The organism is Polaribacter sp. (assembly GCF_039939415.1).
Lineage (GTDB): Bacteria > Bacteroidota > Bacteroidia > Flavobacteriales > Flavobacteriaceae > Polaribacter.
Genome location: NZ_JBDVJE010000073.1, coordinates 1 through 18,173 on the forward strand (window position 1 = coordinate 1; position 18,173 = coordinate 18,173).

10 protein-coding genes are annotated in these 18,173 nt (G+C 31.1%); 4 read left to right on the forward strand and 6 right to left on the reverse strand.

All coding sequences use genetic code 11. From position 1 onward, the window contains the following. Window positions 1-212 precede the first annotated feature (212 nt). The 6 genes from ABJG40_RS12230 to ABJG40_RS12255 all read right to left on the reverse strand — a co-directional run bounded on the left by ABJG40_RS12230 (window position 213) and on the right by ABJG40_RS12255 (window position 11,175). Complete coding sequence (locus tag ABJG40_RS12230; RefSeq protein WP_348024870.1) at window positions 213-2,027, reverse strand: arylsulfatase; 1,815 nt, start codon at window positions 2,025-2,027, stop codon at window positions 213-215. 29 nt (window positions 2,028-2,056) lie between these two features. After that, window positions 2,057-3,445 carry a sulfatase-like hydrolase/transferase gene (locus ABJG40_RS12235; RefSeq protein WP_348024871.1) on the reverse strand — a complete coding sequence of 463 codons (1,389 nt, stop codon included), beginning with the start codon at window positions 3,443-3,445 and terminating at the stop codon, window positions 2,057-2,059. A gap of 7 nt (window positions 3,446-3,452) precedes the next feature. Continuing rightward, window positions 3,453-4,994 (reverse strand): arylsulfatase, encoded by a 1,542-nt coding sequence (locus ABJG40_RS12240; RefSeq protein ID WP_348024872.1) that lies wholly within the window; start codon window positions 4,992-4,994, stop codon window positions 3,453-3,455. An 8-nt stretch (window positions 4,995-5,002) separates the two neighbouring features. Beyond that, complete coding sequence (locus tag ABJG40_RS12245; protein WP_348024873.1) at window positions 5,003-6,151, reverse strand: putative glycoside hydrolase; 1,149 nt, start codon at window positions 6,149-6,151, stop codon at window positions 5,003-5,005. A gap of 11 nt (window positions 6,152-6,162) precedes the next feature. Then, window positions 6,163-7,899: an alpha-L-fucosidase gene (locus ABJG40_RS12250; protein WP_348024874.1), complete on the reverse strand. Its 1,737-nt coding sequence runs from the start codon at window positions 7,897-7,899 to the stop codon at window positions 6,163-6,165. Window positions 7,900-8,028: 129 nt separating this feature from the next. Then, entirely contained in the window at window positions 8,029-11,175 is a 3,147-nt protein-coding gene (locus ABJG40_RS12255) for a TonB-dependent receptor (protein ID WP_348024875.1), read from the reverse strand. 340 nt (window positions 11,176-11,515) lie between these two features. Between ABJG40_RS12255 and ABJG40_RS12260 the strand changes: the two genes are divergently transcribed. From ABJG40_RS12260 to ABJG40_RS12275, 4 genes are read left to right on the forward strand one after another with little or no spacing between them, the layout of a single operon-like run. Continuing rightward, window positions 11,516-13,000 (forward strand): alpha-L-fucosidase, encoded by a 1,485-nt coding sequence (locus tag ABJG40_RS12260; RefSeq protein WP_348024876.1) that lies wholly within the window; start codon window positions 11,516-11,518, stop codon window positions 12,998-13,000. A gap of 12 nt (window positions 13,001-13,012) precedes the next feature. Further along, window positions 13,013-14,200 (forward strand): putative glycoside hydrolase, encoded by a 1,188-nt coding sequence (locus ABJG40_RS12265; RefSeq protein ID WP_348024877.1) that lies wholly within the window; start codon window positions 13,013-13,015, stop codon window positions 14,198-14,200. A gap of 39 nt (window positions 14,201-14,239) precedes the next feature. Beyond that, window positions 14,240-16,138: a sulfatase gene (locus ABJG40_RS12270; protein WP_348024878.1), complete on the forward strand. Its 1,899-nt coding sequence runs from the start codon at window positions 14,240-14,242 to the stop codon at window positions 16,136-16,138. Between the two features lie 16 nt (window positions 16,139-16,154). Further along, window positions 16,155-18,107, forward strand: coding sequence for a sulfatase (locus tag ABJG40_RS12275; protein ID WP_348024879.1), 1,953 nt, complete (start codon window positions 16,155-16,157; stop codon window positions 18,105-18,107). The last annotated feature ends 66 nt before the right edge of the window (window positions 18,108-18,173 follow it).

Consider the following 18,173-nt stretch of genomic DNA (forward strand, 5'->3'; position numbering starts at 1 on the left):
TTGTACAGGCGGAGAGACTCGAACTCACACACATTGCGGCACTAAATATTAAGTCTTGTGCATATTAATTAACATGTTTAAAAATGATATAAAATAGTAGTATAAATATAGATTACAAGTTCATATTATTTAATAAGGGTGTTGTAAATGTTTGTTTTACATTCTTACTTATAATAAATATTAATAATGTAATGTATTAAAGTTTCAAACAACTATAGTCTTGTTACTTTTATATAAAAAACACCCCAGTCTACATTTTTGTTTGTTGTAAACCAAGCACTCATATCTGTTTTCCCTTTTGAAAAATTACCTTCAAAAACAATTGACTTTGCTTTTTTATCAATTTGTTTTTCTTGTCTCCAAGCACCAATTTGAATTCCTCCTTTTGTAAAGTTCATACTTTTACCTTCACTTATTGCTTCTGTAGAAATTGTTTTTGCTCTACCTTTTATAGATTCATTTATAGCTAATCCAGATTCAAAAGGCCACCTGCTAATTTCTATTTTATATTTTCCAGATTTTTCAAATTCTACTGTAAAGTTTCCTCCAATAGGGTTTTTCTTAGCTTCTCTAATGTAATCTTGATTCCAAGGGATTTTTGAATCATGAACATGTGTATCATGACAAGTTAATTCTATAGGATTTTGTTTATCTGAACCTAAAACAATAACTGGAAATTGATTAAATTTTGAAGAAACAGAACTCCACCATTCATTATAATGACCTCGCATTTTTGCTACTTTTTCTGGAAACTGACTTGCAATATCATTTTCTTGACCTGGATCTTTAGCAATATCATACAACTCTGTACCATTAACTAATCTCATTTTATCAGACATTACAGTACTTTTTCTCCATTTTATAGGACTTTGAACTCGCTGAGAATCTGTAATTAAATATTCTCTTCCAATAGTTTTTGCAGTTCCTAAAAGAAGTGAAGATATATCTGAACCATCAATTTCATTTCTTTTCTCAGGTAATTCTAAATTACATAAAGTAGCTAATGTTGGTAAAATATCTAAATGAGCAGTTAACTCATTAATATCTTTACCACCTCTAATGTTTTTTTCTGGATAAGAGATAAAGAATGGAACTCTATGTCCTCCTTCATATTCGCTATTTTTTGTTCCTTTCATTCCACCATTAAAACCGTACAATTTACCTCCTATCTTTTTATACCCAGAAGCAGTACCATTATCAGTCATAAAAATTACAATAGTATTGTCTGCAATTTTTAATTCTTTTAACTTTTTTTGAAGTTTGGCAAAATTATCATCAACATTTGTAATCATTCCATAAAATATTTTTTGAAATTCCGGAATGTCTAAATCTTTATATTTATTATAATATTCTTCTGGCACATTATAAGGTAAATGTGGTGCATTTGTAGAAATGTAAGCGAAAAATGGTTCGTCTTTTTTCTCTTCAATATATTTTATAGCCTCGTCAAACCAAACATCTGTACAATATCCTTTATACTTTGTTGGAACTCCATTTTTTAAATACGTGTCATCAAAATAATCATTATTCCAATAATCTGGAGTTTGTCCAACACCACCACCTCCATGAACAAGAGTTTGTTTAAAGCCTTTGTCTTGAGGTCTAGATGGGTAAGTGTCTCCTAAATGCCATTTCCCAAACATTGCAGTCTCATAACCGTTTTCATTAAAAACATCTGCCATAGTAACTTCTTCTTTTCTTAAAATAGAAACTCCTCCTATAGTATGCCAAACACCAACTCTATTAGCATATCTACCAGTCATTAAACCAGATCTTGATGGTGCACAAGTAGGTCCCACATGAAAATCTGTTAATCTAACTGATTCTCCATGAAATTTATCTAAAGTAGGTGTTTGAACCAACTTATTACCATGAGCAGCAATATCTCCATAACCTTGATCATCTGTAATTACAATAATTACATTGGGCTTTTTCTTCTCTTGAGAAGTTATTGTTTTTTGAGATTTAGAAGTACATGAAATTGTAATTACTGCAAGCGTAAATAATATTACTAACCTTTTATTCATTTTATTATCTTTTGTAAATTCTGTTAGACCTATTTAGGTAAATCTTTTTTCCAATTGTTCCACAAACTTTTAAGTTCACTTACAATCTGATTATTATTTTCTATTAAATTATTATTTTCAAACGGATCTTTAGTGATATTATATAATTCTATTTTATTAATTTTATCATTAAATAACATTTTCCAATCCCCTTTTCTTACGGCTCCTTCTGCCCAATGGTTTGTTCCTATTTTTGGAAAACGCCATTCCCAAAACAAAGGTTTTGTTCGTTTAAAATTTTTATTTTCTAAGATTGATGCAATATTTTCTCCATCTATATTATAGTTTTTTGGTAATTCTATTTCTGCTAAATGGGCAAATGTTGGTAACAAATCTACAGTAGAAAGTACACTTGTAGAATCTACTTTATTTGCTTTTACATGGTTTTTCCATTTAACAATGAAAGGTACAACTACTCCTCCATCATAAATATCTACTTTTCTTCCTTTTAACCCTGCTGTAGAGCCTGCTTTTAGTGACGGACCATATCCTGCAGGACCATTATCACTAGAAAAAATAACTAAAGTATTTTCATCTAATCCCATTTCTGATAAAGACTTTAACAATCTACCCACATGAAAATCTGCATCTTTTAAAACTGCATAATACGTTTCTTTACTGCGTGATAAATCTTTAAAAGGTTTACGTTGTGCTTCTGATGGCCACAAAGGTGTATGAGGGTCTTTAAGCCAAAGGTTTATAAACATTGGTTGTTTTCCTTTGTTTCTTTTTATAAAATCGATGGTTTCATCAACAACAATTCTACTAGAACTTTGTACCCAAAGTGTATCACTATCCATATATCTGGTTGTTGGCCATTTTTTATCACCTTTCCAGGTAGGTCCATTTCCATTCCAAACTCTAGTTTCATCATACCCATATGCTTTTGGTTCAGGTGCATTTGGGTCTCCATTTGGCAAACCTCCACCTCCTAAATGCCATTTACCAAAATGAGCCGTTTTATAACCCGCTTTTTGCATAGTTCTTGGTAAATATACAGGTAAAGAGTCATCTAAATAATCTGGCATATTTCTTTTTACATTAAAGGCATGAGGTGCAAAATGACCATGAACACGATGTCTTGCAGGAAAATGCCCCGTTAAAACAGAGGCTCTACTTGGAGAACAAACACCACTTGTAACATGAAATTGAGTATACCTTGTACCTTCAGCAGCCATTTTATCTAAATTTGGAGTAACTACTTCTTTGTTGCCATAAGTTCCTAAATCTCCAAACCCCCAGTCATCACCAAAAATAAAAATAATGTTAGGCCTTACGCTTTCATTTGTTATTTCAGTATTTTTTTTAGAGTTATTACAAGAAACTATTGAAATTAAAACGAATAACAATGCAATAATTTTTAATGGGGGTATTTTCATATTCGTTTTAATTTTTAAAAGTTTCTGTTTTTTGTTGAATACTTAATTCCAGTGCTAATTCTTTAACCTTATTTGGATATTTACTTGCTAGATTTATAGTTTGTCCAATATCTTTTTTAAGATTAAAAAGTTGTACTGTATCATTTGTATTCTCAAAATGCTGATTTTTTGAAAGCCATTTTGGAATTCTGGTATGATATCCGTCTTTATTATTGATGTACAACCAGTCTCCTTTTCTAACTGCAAATTTAGACTCCCAAGTATTATGAATGATTGTTTCTCTAACAGGTTTTTCTGTATTAGTTAACCAAACATTAGAAAAATTATAACTATCATAGTTAAAGTTATTTGGCAATGTGCTTTTTGTAATAGTAGTTAATGTCTTTAAAAGATCTACTTGACTAAAAAGCTGATGATTTATAGTGCCTGATTTAATTTTACTTGGCCATTTTACAATAAATGGTATATGATGACCTCCTTCATAAATATCTCTTTTTACCCCTTTAAATGGTTTTGAACTATCGTGATTAAAATTTTTAACTCGATCATACGCATATTTTTCAGACCCATTATCTGAAGTAAAAATAACAATCGTATTTTCATCTGCTTTTATTGATTTTAATGCTGCTAAAATTTGTCCAACAGCATCATCTGTTTGATACATAAAATCACCATAAGGTCCTGCTTTACTTTTTCCTCTAAATTCTTTATTTGGAATTATTGGTGCATGAGGAGAAGGAAAAGCCATATATAAGAAGAAAGGTTTTTCTGCTTTTTCTTGATCTTTGATAAATGTTACTGCAGAACTTGTAACGGTAGGTAAAACCTTATAGAAATCCCAATCTTTAACGGCAGGTCCTGGTCTTAATTCCCAATTTCCTTCTAGCGCAAAATCTTCTTTTGGATGTTGTAATGTCATTGTAGGAGCCTCTCTCACCTTATCATTTTCAATCCAAGTATATGGAGGAAAATTAATAGTACCATCACCAAAGTAATAATCAAACCCTATAGATAAAGGACCATTAGGGATTTTTTTGCTCCAATCATAAGCTTGAGATGACCATACTTCAATTTCTTTTTTTCTAAATAATACTTTATCTTTCTTTAAAGAATCTTTTTTTCTGATAGCTTCCCAATCCCAACCTAAATGCCATTTGCCAATTGCAGCTGTGTTGTATCCATTTTCTTGAAGAATTCTAGGTAAAGTAACTTGATTTTCTTTAAAAACAGATTCGCCCATAGAATGCACAATATCATTAAAATCTCTCCAATGATATCTTCCTGTTAAAAGTGCATATCTACTTGGTGTACAAATACCAGAAGAACTGTGGGCATCTGTCATGAGCATACCTTCTTTGGCTAATTGATCTAAATTTGGTGTAGGAATTTTAGATTGTGAGTTTTGGATCGCTAAATCTCCATATCCCATATCATCAGCGTAAAAAATGATAATATTTGGCTTTCCTTCCTTATTTGATGTCTTTTTTTGATGTTGACAAGACGCTAAACTCATGAGCATAAAAAAGTATAAACCGACACTTATTTTCATTTTCACCTCTATTTTTTCCAGTTGATTTTTGCTTTTCTATTTTCTAAATCTACCCAAACATCTGCATATTTATATTTTCTTGTTAAAATCCAATCATTTACTTGCATTTCATTTAAAGGTTTCCCTAAAGGTTTATCTAATTCTGGATACCATAAAAGTGACCCCATACTTAATCGATAACCCCAATTATAAATAAAGTAAGAATGCTTTTGTGCACCAGCTAAAAAAGATGCTAAAGCAAAATTTATACGCTGTTTAGAAATTTTTTCTTTTTCTTTTTCTGATTTAGCCATAAAACGTTTGTTTAGCCAAGCATTTTCTGGCCAAGTTTTAAAAACTACAATTTTCCCGCTTTTTCCTGCTTTTTCCATTTCTTGAATATCCTTTAGCATACTTTCTTTTGTTTTGCTATTGAAAAATCCAAAATGCTCAATCATTACCGCATCTGTATTGTCTGGAAAATCATTTCCTGCGTTTCGAACTGGAGTTGAACGGATTCCGTTGTATACAATTATTTTACCGTCACCTATTTTAGTTCTGGTTTCTTTAATTAAATCTTTTAATCCTTTTTGAATTGCATTGTATTTTTCAATGCCCCATAATCTTTTATTTCCTGGGTTGGTTACTTGGTTTAAAGCATCAAAGAAAACACCATCTATATTTTTATTATCTAAATTTTCTTTTGCAACATTTGACCACCAATTTCTAAACTCAGGATTAGATAAATCATAGCGTTTAATTCTATTGCTCTTTAAATCTAACTCACCTTTTTGTGTCTTTAACCACCAATCTGTCTTTTTTTGATATTCCTTATGTGCTTTATACATAGAGTAATCTAAAAATGCATTCCAATAGAACACTACTTTTATCTCTTTATTTAAAGACTTTAACACTTTTGCGTCAGCAGCTATTGATTCTTCAGAATATCTATATTTAGGAAAACCATGAGCCTTCTCTAATACAACAAAATTGGAATGAGAAGCTATAAATTTGGCTTCCTTTTTGGTTAATAAATCTCCTTTTTTTCCGAAATGAAAGGCCACGGGAACTTTATCCCAACTAAATTTTGGATAATGATTATCTTTTTGTGAAAAGGCAGCTTGCATTAAAAACAAACTGATTAGAAAAAAAGATGTATGTAAAAAAGGGGACTTCATAATTCTTACAATTATTTTATTGGTAAAATCTTAATAGATTTTAAACTTGATGTTTTTGTATCACCTTCAACCAAAGCTGTTTTTATTACATGATTTCCTGCTGTTTTAAATTCTAAAATACCCATTCTACGAAATGCATACTTATTAGTTGCTGCTTGCTGATTTTGAACTTTCACACCTTCGTCTGTTGTTGTTTTCCATACCAATCTTCCATCTCCTTTGTATTCTAAATCTAAATAATAATACCCAGGTTTTTGAACATTTACTTTCCAACTAACCGCTCCATTTTCTTGCCAATCACTCACTTGGTTTGCATGTTTCCATTCCCCAAATTTTTCCATCCAACGAACATTCTTTTGCTCTGCTCCTTTTGCTGTTCCAAATTCTGTTAATAATCTAGTGGCAACATTAGGATAGATTCCTAAATGGGTTTCTACAATTGGTTTTGCGTCTTGTAGTTCTACCTCAATTACAGAAATTAATTCTTCGGGAGCATTGTATGATGTACAAATAACTAACCAATCGTTTTCTATACTAAATTTTAACTTGCTTCTTTTTTTTCCTTTTAAAAGTGACACTTTTTTAACTTTAGATTTTAAACCTGGTAGATATAATTTACCATCTGTTGGCCATTTTCCTACCGATAAAAAAAGTGATTTGTCTTTTGTTGTTACATCTCCCCAAGGCAATGCATACCCCCAAGGTGAACTTCCTGCGGCATATACTACTTGTGGATATTTTTTAATCCAACTTCCTGATTCTTCTAAAAATTCTATTCCAATATTTGGAACAGCTCCAGTACTATCTGGACCAATATTAAATAAATAAGTACCTCCTCTTGCTACCGTTTCAATTACTCTTCCAAGAATTTTTTTAGGGCTTTTAAAGTTATTATCATACCAAGCATATGACCAAGAATCATTGTTTGTATCACAAGTTTCCCACAATCCTTCTACATTTCTTGTTGGTACTTCCATATCTCCAATACTAGCATAATCTCCCATACCATACCCAACTCTACTACACATCATAGCATTTGGTTGTAATTCTCTAACCATATTTGCTAATTCTACCACATATTCTTTTGGCATGTCTCCAGGAGTATCAAACCAAACAAAATCTATTTGACCATAATTGGTACAAATTTCCTTAACTTGTGGCTTGCATTTATTATAGAAATAATCTTTAAAATCTACTTTATTCCCTTTATCATCTACTACTGGCCCTCTGGTTCCTCCAGGAGCTGTCCAATCTTGATTATGAGAATAATAGAAACCAAAACCAAGTCCTAATTCTTTACATGCAGCAGATAATTCGTGCATTGGATCTCTACCAAATGGTGTTGCCTTTACAATATTAAAATCACTTACTTTAGAGTCAAACATAGCAAAACCTTCATGGTGCTTACTAGTAATAATAATATATTTCATTCCAGCATCTTTTGCCAATTGTGCAATTTTCTTTGCATCAAACTTAACAGGATTAAACGTTTCTGCAGTTTTCATATAGTCCTTCGGAGCAATATTTGCAACACGTTTACTCATTAACCATTCTCCAATACCGTAATAGGTTTTATCTTTCCAAACTCCACCTAGGTTTGAGAATAAACCCCAGTGAATAAACATTCCGTAATTACCTTCATCAAACAATTTAGCTTTTCCACTTGTTAAGGCATCTCCAGAAACTTTAGTTTCTCCCCACATTTCTTCCATTCCTTTATCTTTTGGGTCTTGAGAATAGATATTCAAAACACTAATAAGTATTACTATAAAGGAAAATATAAAACGTCTTTTATTAAACATATGCGAACTATTATAAAATTTATTTATTTTAAAACTGGATAAAAACACCTCCTTCTTCATCCATTATAATTTAGATTAGAATTTATATCTTAAACCAAACTTCCAAATAGGGTCTCTATCATAATAAGCTGAAAAACTAGTCTTATCATCTCCTTGATATCTACGGATATCTTCTCCTGTCATATTAGATACACCTGTAGTTAATTGTAATTTTCTCTTTAACATGTTAACTCTAGCTGTAAAACCTAAAATAGTTGTACCTTCTGTATAATGCGATTCATCTGCACGTGTACTTCCAACACCTCCTAAATTACTTAAATAATCTCCTCTATAGGCTGCCGTAAATCTCAAAGAAAAAGCCTTTTGCTCATAATAGAACGTACCGTTAGCACTATGTTTTGAGGTACCTGGAAAACCATTTGCTGCATCTCCAACAGCACCATCAAAACTACTCTCTACGTAGGAATAATTAGCTTTTATTCCAAATCCTTTAGCAAAACCTGGTAAAAATGTAAAGGGTTGTGTTACTCCTGCTTCAAAACCATAAATTTGTCCATCTGTAATATTTATAGGTTTAGAAATGTCAAACAACAAACCTTCTTGATTAGTTGGTAATTCAAAACCTAATATTTCTTCTCCTGGATATGCTGCATCTTCTACAACTCCTCTAGCGATATAATCTTTTATATCCTTAAAAAAAGCACTAAAGATAAAAGCACCTCTACTTTTAGTGTATCCCTCTAAAGTAAGATCATACATCCATGCAGTGTATGGCTTTAAATCTGGGTTTCCAGATTTAACTTCTCCTCTTACTAGCGTTTGGCCACTTAAATCTGTACCAGCAGGAACATTAGTTACAAACGTAATTGTATTGTTTGGAATTAAATCTTTAAACTTTGGTCTAGAAACTCCTTTAGAAACGTTTAATCTTAATCTAAGGTTTTCTTTTAATGTAAAATTAGAATTAAAACTTGGCAACACATCCCATCTTGAAGTGCTCACTTCATGATAAATATCTGGGATTGTTAGAGTTTTGACAAGTGCTTCATCCTCATCTTGAAAATCTTTAAATTGCACTGAACTAAATCCTTCTGATGTGTTTCCGGTTCTAATAGCTCTAACCCCAAAATTTAAAGCTACAGGGATTTGAAATAGTGCTGTTTTCCAATCTAATTGCGTATAGAAATCAGAACTTGTTTCTTCAGCTCCATAAGATTTCGCTGGATTAAAAATTAAATTACCATCTTCTGATACAACATCTTCTAAAGCTACATTAAAATCAAAAACACTTCCGCCATCTAAATTTGCAAAGCCTGGAAACATATCTAAAGCTTCATACCCTGGTACGTATATCCATCCATTATCTAAACCAGCAACAGTTCCTCCATTAAAACCAGCTCCAGCTGTATGCGTTAAAAGATTTTGAAATCCAGTTTTTTGATCATCTGTAAGAGTAGCACCATATGCATCAAAAGCGGTAGTCTTTGAAGATAATGTTTCTCTTGCTTCAAAATCAGTTATTGAATATCTAGCACCAGAAGTTATTTTAGCAGCTTTGCTTAAATAATATTCTACATCTATTTTAGAAGCATAATTATATCCTTTCGTATTAATCAATCTACGTGAAACAGCATTTAAATTTATGTTTCTAGGATTAAAAACGTCTGCCGGTAATGTATAATTAGGTGTTTCACCACTTATATCAATACTTAATTCTGTTTGATCATATCCATCTGCAGTCTCACCTCTTTTACCCTGAAATTGCCCTGTTACTTGGGTTAAGTTTTGAAAAAAGTCTAAATCAGAATAAGACACATCAAAAAGAATGTTAAATTTTTCTGAAGGAGTATATTTTGTTCGTAAACCTAAAATATTATTAGTAGTATAATTGTCGAAAAATTGCGCCTTATTGCTAATTGTTGTTCTGGTATCTACATTATTAGATGGAGAAATATAAAGTAAGTTATCTCTATCATCTAATAGAATGTCTCCTACATCAAAAAGGTGATCACCACCAAATAAACCTTTAGCTCCTCCGGCTCCCAAACTAAGTTGAAAAGCTTGTCTTGAAGAATTACTTTCTACATTTGTACGTGTATAATCGAAAACAAAATCTAGTTCTTCAGTTGGTTGAAACTGAATAGCAACAGATCCTGCTAATCGCTCTTCATTAGATCTTATTAAGGTATTGTTAATCGTTTTTGCAATTAAAAGATTGTCATACGTTTTATCTACACCTTCATCAAACGCACCATTACCATTAGTATCTTCTTTAAAATTTACAAAATCAAAAGTTCTAAATGAAGTTTCATCTTTTTGTTTATCTTCATTTGCGTAAATAGCTGAAATAGCAAATCCTAATTTTTCACTTATTTTTGTCACATAAACACCTGAGGCTCTACCAGTAAACTTAGCTGGGTCAAGTTCATTCAATTCAGAATTTTGTTGCGTTCTTACTTGTGCACTAGCAACATAATTTTTACCACGCTTATACCTCATTTCTAAGGGTTTTATGGTTAAAAAATCTACCGTACCACCAATAGCAGTTGCTACCTCCTTTGCTTGCGTTGTTTTATGAATTCTTGCTCCAGAAATAATTTCAGAAGGAATTACATTTAAATTAAACTTTCTAAAATCAGATTTTCCTTCGTTACCCGCAGATATAGGCGAACGACCATTCATTGTAACTTGCACAAACTGTGGACCAATACCTCTAATAGAAACTCTATCTCCAGAAACATCATCTACATCTCTTTCTATTTGCACCCCTGCAATTCTTTGCAAAGCATCTGCAACATTATTATCAGAAAAATTACCAATATCCTCAGGAGTAATTGCTTCTATAACCACAGCTGCATCTCTTTTTGCCTCTATAGCTGCTGCTTGCGAACTTCTAATACCTGTAGTAATTACAATTTCAGTTAAAGACTGTGCATCAACCTCCATTTTAATATTAACTATGCTTTTATCACCAACAGTATGTTCTATTGTTTTATAACCTAGATAAGAAAATACAATTACTGCATTATCCTTTTTTACTTCTATTCGATACTCTCCATCCATATCAGATACTGCACCATCTGTAGTTCCTTTAACAAAAATACTCACCCCTGGTAAAGGAGTATTGTTTTCATCTGTAACTTTACCTTTAATTATTTTTTCTTGAGAAAAAGTAAATGATGACATCAAAACAACGATAATAATAGTTAAGACCTTTTTCATGTGTATTTGGTTTAATTTAGTGATGCTAAGTTCTAACTTATTTAAACAAATAGTATTCTTATTTCAATCATTTCCTTGCTCATTTTAGAAAAACTGATAGTGGTTTACCTAAATTTTATCCGTATTCATATAGATTTATAAGGAAAACAGTCACATAAATTGTACATCCTTTTTTATTCACTAAAAAACATTTCTCTCTTTATTATTAATGATATTAAATTTTTACAGCAAAAAAATGACAGAATAGAGAATCATTTCTTAAATAGTAAATAGTTACTTTGTATACCAGAAAAGAACGAATATGAAATCAAAGAAGTTCTATATAATCCTTTTTTTAATAGTGAGCACTAGTTTTGTTTTCGGTCAGAATAAACAACTTCAAAAAACAATTGCTCCTAATTGGAATTCTATGGCAGAAAACTATCAGGTTCCAGAATGGTTTCAAAATGGTAAAATTGGTGTTTGGATGCATTGGGGAATTCCATCTTCTATTGATGAAAACAGAATAGAAGATGGATCGCATTACGGAAGAAGAATGTATGGTGATAAAGATTACGATTCACGAAATGAACCAGACAGATTGAGAACAGTAAGATTAACAAAATGGCATACGGAAAGATATGGAAATCCGTCTGAATTCGGTTATGAAAAATTTATACCAAATTTTAAGGCTGAAAAATTTAATGCTAATGAAATTGTAAAATTCGTAAAAGAATGTGGCGCTCGTTTTATTATACCAGTAGCAACTCATCATGATAATTTTGATATGTATGATTCATTCTTTCCTTGGAACTCGGTTAAAATGGGTCCTAAAAAAGACATTCTTAGAGAATGGAAAAATGCAGCCACAAAGTATGGTTTAAAATTTGGAGTCTCAACGCATTTATATTGGTCTCCTCGTTTTTTTAGAACCGCCAGAAAGTTTCAAAAAAAAGGAACTCCAGAATGGGAATTCTTTAATATGGATTATGATACTTTCGAATTTGCTAGTCAAGCTAGCTGGAACGAACATTGGTACAAACGTTCTTGGGATTTAATTGAAAAATACGATCCAGATATGTTTAATAACGATTCTCCTTATCCGTCTATAAAAACAGGAAAAGGATTAGGAGTAAAGTTATTTTCTGATTATTTAAATAGAGATTTAAAAGAAAATAATGGAAAACAAACAACTGTATTATCATTTAAAAACACAAAAGAAAACAAAGCTGCATTTACCTACAATTTAGAAAGAGGAATGTTTGGTGAACAACAAAAACATCCATGGATTTGGGCTACAGATTTATCTGGAAGTTGGTTCTACAGAAAAAATTCATTCACAAAAATGTCTTTAGATGTTTTAATAGGTAATGCTATTGACGCAATCAGTAAAAATGGTGTTGTTATGATTAATATTGCTTTAAAGGGGGATGGAACGATTCCTGATAATCAAATAAAAATGTTATCAGACTTTGGAGCATTTGTTAAGACTAATCAAGATGGAATTTACAACACTAGACCTTGGACAGTTTACGGAGAAGGTCCTTTAAAAATAATTACTAAAAGAGCTGGTGAAAATCTAAAAAAATTCTCAGAAAAGGATATTAGATTTACAACAAAAAACGGAAATTTATATGCTTTTATTTTAGCTCCCTTAACTAAAGATATTTTAATTAAAACGCTAAAAAAAGGAGGGATTTTAGAAAGAGAAATAAAGGAAATACAGTTATTAGGAAGTAATGAAAACATTAGCTGGCATCAGCAAAAAGAGGGTTTAGTTATTAAAAATAATTTTAAAAAGCTGCCTAATCAGAGTACTATTTGTTTTAAAATAATTATAGAATAAGTTATGTTAAAAATGTATTTTAAATTTTTATTGGTTGTTTTAGTACTTTCTTTAACTTCATGTAAAACACAACATATAGATACTTCTTCAGTAAAAGCAGTAAATAACAAATTGCCAGAATTTTCTTGGGATAAAATGCCCCTATATATGCATTTACGAAAAGCGACAGCTTTTACAAAGGAGGAAATTAAATTTATAGCAAAACACCCTTTAATTACTTTTGAAAAAACTACTGGTAGCAAAACTTTTGGTTCTACAGAAAAAGGGACTATTAAAGCAGCAAAAGCAGTAAAAAAAATCAATCCGAATGCAAAAATATTATATTATAAAAATGTAGTTATTAATTGGAGCGGTTACCAAGAGGATGAAGTTTTTTTAAAAGAACATCCAGAAGCTTTTTTAGTAGATACAAAAGGCAAAAAAACTTTAATGTCTAATAAAAAAAATGGTTTTTTTGACATCTCTCAACAGCAGGTTCGTTCTTATTGGTTAAATCATGTTACAAAAATGACAAGTAATCCTGAAATTGATGGTGTATTCTTAGATGCAAATATTAAAGTTTTAGTACCTAGTTTTTTTAAAAGTCGCATCGGAAAAGAAAAGCAAAAAGAAATTGAAACAGGGTATTTATCTATGATGGAAGAATTAGATAAAAATTTAGGAAATGATAATTTGTTAATTGCAAACATTCTGCGAGTACGTCCAGAATTTAAAGACGCAGGTAGAGCATATCTAAAGTTTTTTGACGGTTCTTATTTAGAAGGTTTTGAGCATGAAAATTTCGGCATGACTTATGAAGATTACCTTGCAAAAGGTATTGATGCTGTTCAAAAATCGGCAAGAGAAGGCAACGTAATTACCATGTCTCTTGGTATAGGTAAAGCTTTAAAAAACACGAAAACAGGAATAGATGATAAAAGAAAAAGGTTAAATAAAAATAATAATTTTACAAAACGCTTAGATTATCTATTAGCCATTTTTCTAGTTTGTGCAGAAAAATACAGCTACGTATATCCTCACGATGGTTATGGAATTAATACATCTGCAGTTTGGTTAAAAACATTTCCTCAGTACGAAAAACCATTAGGTAAACCTTTAGAATTTGCCAAACGTGAAGGCTATATTTATACTAGAAAATTTGAACATTTAGATGTTTGGCTAGATATAAAAAACAAAACAGCAAAATTAAACTATAAATAAAATTTTAAGTCTAAGTATTAACATTATAAAATAAAAACAATGAAATATATTTTAACTAAACCTACTATCATTTTAATACTTCTATTTTTTTCTATAACCATTAAGGCTCAAGAAAAAAAAGATTTAATAAAGCCAAATGTTATTATTTTTTATGTAGATGACTTAGGTTGGCAAGACACCCAATTAAATAATTTAGATGCGCCAAGTCCATGGGAAACTCCCAACATTACAAAGCTTGCAGAAGATGCTATAAATTTTACAAATGCATATTCTCCAGCACCTACTTGTGCTCCTTCTAGAGCTGCTACCCTTTCTGGGTTGCACCCAACTAAAACAGGAGTGACTCATGTAAGTGGAGGAAGCCTTCCTAAACCTGCTGGTAGATCAAATTATATGGCTCCTTTTTTTCCTACAGGTTTAATGCCAGAAAATTTTACTATTGCTGAAGCTTTAAAAATGAATGGTTACAAAACAGGTCATGTTGGAAAATGGCATGTAGGACATCTTGATATTCAAAAATCTACCAACCAAGGTTTTGATTTTGCTTATGAATCTAGAGGTGCACATCAAGGACCTAAAGGAAAAATAACTCGTTTAACTGAATTTGCAACACATAAAAAAAGTGATCCTTATCAATTAAGTGATAAAAAATATGCTCCTTTTACAAAAGAATCTCCAAATGGAATTTCTTATCCTAAAGATATGGTTACAGAAAAAGCACTTGAATTTATTACTAAAAGTAAAGACGAACCTTTCTTTTTATATTTAGCACATTGGTTAGTTCATGCACCAATTCACACTAAAAACAAAGAATTATTACAATATTATAGTGACAAATTAGGAATCGATTTTCCTACAAAAAACATCCCTATTAAAACTGGCGGACAAACAAACCCTTTTTATGGCTCTATGGTAACTACCTTAGACTGGAGTTTAGGACGTGTGGTAGATTTGCTAAAGAAAACAGACGACCCTAGAAATCCTGGTAAAAAATTATACGAAACTACATACATTCTTTTTTCTTCTGACAACGGAGGTGTAGAAAAAGCAAATGGAGATGTTGTTACAGACAACTTTCCTTTAGATCAAGGTAAAAAATATGCTCAAGAAGGAGGTATTAGAGTGCCAATGCTTATTTCTGGTCCAAATATTTCAAAAGGAAAAACAAAAGATGTATTAATCAATCAATTAGACTTTTTCCCTACTATATTAAGCTTAACAAATAGTAAGATCCCAGCTAAATACAGCTCAAATTTTGATGGATTAGATATCTCAAATGTTTTGTTAAACAATGAGAATAGTGTCAAAAAAGATAATGGAAAACCAAGAGAAGATTTATGGTGGCATTTTCCTCATAATTCAGACACACAAATGCAATCTGCTATAAGAAGTGGAGACTATAAGTTGTATAAAAACCATATTAAAGGCAATTATGAACTATATAGATTGTATAAAGATGGAAAAAGAGCCGATTTAGAAGAAATGCATGACATTGCAGCAACATCCCCTAAAGTAGTTAAAGATTTATCTAAAAGATTAGAAAAATATCTAAAAGATTACGACGCTAAATATCCTTATAAAAGTCCTGTAACACCTAAAAGAGGAACAGCATTAGAGAATGTAGGTTCTATTCCTGTAATTCTATCAGATTCATTCAATAATAAATCACGTGAGGTTTCTATTAAACTAGAAAAAGGAAAATCTAAAGTGATAGAAAGTTATGCACTTATAAAAATTGCTAACAAAGCCAAGAAAAGTAAAAATGGTAAGGTTAGAAAACAAAGTAAACATTCTGCAACTTACATAAAAGTACCTGTTGCTTGTAGTAAAAATAAATTAAGTTTTACTATCGATATTCCAAAAGAAGCTAAAGAATATATTTTTATTGCAATAGATGAAAATAGATTTATGGTAAAAGGTAAATTACATAAAATATAATAACATAAAACTTATAATGAACAATAACAAAACTTTCTTCACCCTAGTATTTCTTGTGTTTTTTTTCTCAAACTATGTAAATAGTCAGCAAAAAAATAATTTAATAAAACCCAACATAATTATTTTTTACGCAGATGATTTGGGTTGGCAAGACGTACAATTAAATGATTTAGACGAACCCTGTGCTTGGGACACACCAAATATTGCAAAACTAGCAAAAGATGCTATGAATTTTACTAATGGATATTCTGCAGCACCTACATGTGCGCCTTCTAGAAGTGCACTTTTAAGCGGTTTACATCCTGCAAAAACAGGAATTACAAATGTAACTGGAGGAGGAATTCCGAAACCTCATAGAAATTCAGAATTTATTAGTCCTTTTTTTCCTGAAGGATTAATGCCAGCAAACTTTACCATTGCAGAAGCTTTAAAAATGAACGGGTATAGAACAGGGCATGTTGGTAAATGGCATGCAGGCGCTCTTGAAATTCAAAAATCTAGCAATCAAGGTTTTGATTTCACACACGAATCTAGAGGAGCACATCAAGGACCTAAGGGTGCTAATAACCGTGTAAATTATTTTGCAACGCATGATAAAAATGATAAGTACCGTTTAAGCGAAGAAAAATACTTTCCTTTTACCAAAGAATCTCCTAATGGAATTTCATATCCAAAGGACGAGGTGACTGAAAACGCCCTAAAATTTATAAAAGAAAGTAAAAACGAACCTTTCTTTTTGTATTTAGCACATTGGATGGTGCATTACCCAATTCATACAAAAAACAAAAAATTATTACAATACTATTGTGATAAATTAGGCATAGAATTTCCGAAAGAAGATGTGCCAATGACTGCAAAAGGACAGAACAACCCTTATTTTGGAGCGATGGTTACTACTTTAGACTGGAGTTTAGGACGTGTGGTAGATTTGCTAAAGAAAACAGACGACCCTAGAAATCCTGGTAAAAAATTATACGAAACAACCTACATCTTTTTTTCTTCTGATAACGGTGGTGCTGAACAACGTAGAGACGAAATTATGTCTGACAATGCACCTTTAGACAAAGGAAAAAAATATACAGAAGAAGGTGGTATTAGAGTTCCAATGCTTATTTCTGGACCAAAGATACCTAAAGAGGAAACAAAAGATGTTTTAATCAATCAGTTAGATTTTTATCCAACAATTTTAAATCTTACCCAAAGTAAAATACCTGCTAAATATAGCACTGATTTAGATGGATTAGATATTTCTAACGTTTTGTTACAGCATGAAAATGAAGTCAAAAAAGATGGAAAAGTAAGAGAAGATTTGTGGTGGCATTACCCTTATGGAGACAATTCTAAAAACCAATCGGCTATAAGATCTGGAGATTATAAATTGTATAAAAACTTTGCAAATGGTACGTATGTATTGCATCGTTTGTATAAGGATGGAAAACGATATGATTTAGAAGAAAAATACGATATCGCAAAAAAAGAACCTAAAATAACGAAAGTATTATCCAACAAATTAGAAAAATATTTACAAGATTATAACGCTTCGTTACCTTATAAGAGTATTGCCAATACCAAAGATGCTTCTGAAAAAGAAAACATTACAGCGATACCAACTATTATAACAGATTCTTTTGATGCCAAGTCTCATAAAGCAACTATTGCATTAGAAAAAGGAAAATCGAAAGTAATAGAAAGTTATGCGCTAATCAAAATTACAAACAAGGTTAGAATAAAAAAGAATGGTAAAAAAGTAAAGCAAGGAAAACATTCTTCTACTTATATAAAAGTTCCTGTAAATTCTAATAAAAATAATTTAGAATTCACTTTTAATATTCCTGCTGAAGCAAAAGAATATGGTTTCATTTTAATTGATGAAAATCGTTTTATGGTAAAAGGTAAATTTCATGAATTAACAACTACCAAAACGGCTAAAAAAGGAAAGAAGAGAAAAAAAGTTAAAAAACAGAAATAAAAAATTGCTGATAAAACAGGAATCACGAAAAATAGTGTAATTACTTATCTTTCTGTTTCCTGTTTT

Excerpts from the sequence above, each read along its gene's own strand:
- ABJG40_RS12230 (WP_348024870.1), bottom strand. The coding sequence starts at position 2,027 with ATGAATAAAAGGTTAGTAATATTATTTACGCTTGCAGTAATTACAATT.
- ABJG40_RS12235 (WP_348024871.1), bottom strand. The coding sequence starts at position 3,445 with ATGAAAATACCCCCATTAAAAATTATTGCATTGTTATTCGTTTTAATT.
- ABJG40_RS12240 (WP_348024872.1), bottom strand. The coding sequence starts at position 4,994 with ATGAAAATAAGTGTCGGTTTATACTTTTTTATGCTCATGAGTTTAGCG.
- ABJG40_RS12245 (WP_348024873.1), bottom strand. The coding sequence starts at position 6,151 with ATGAAGTCCCCTTTTTTACATACATCTTTTTTTCTAATCAGTTTGTTT.
- ABJG40_RS12255 (WP_348024875.1), bottom strand. The coding sequence starts at position 11,175 with ATGAAAAAGGTCTTAACTATTATTATCGTTGTTTTGATGTCATCATTT.
- ABJG40_RS12265 (WP_348024877.1), top strand. The coding sequence starts at position 13,013 with ATGTATTTTAAATTTTTATTGGTTGTTTTAGTACTTTCTTTAACTTCA.
- ABJG40_RS12270 (WP_348024878.1), top strand. The coding sequence starts at position 14,240 with ATGAAATATATTTTAACTAAACCTACTATCATTTTAATACTTCTATTT.
- ABJG40_RS12275 (WP_348024879.1), top strand. The coding sequence starts at position 16,155 with ATGAACAATAACAAAACTTTCTTCACCCTAGTATTTCTTGTGTTTTTT.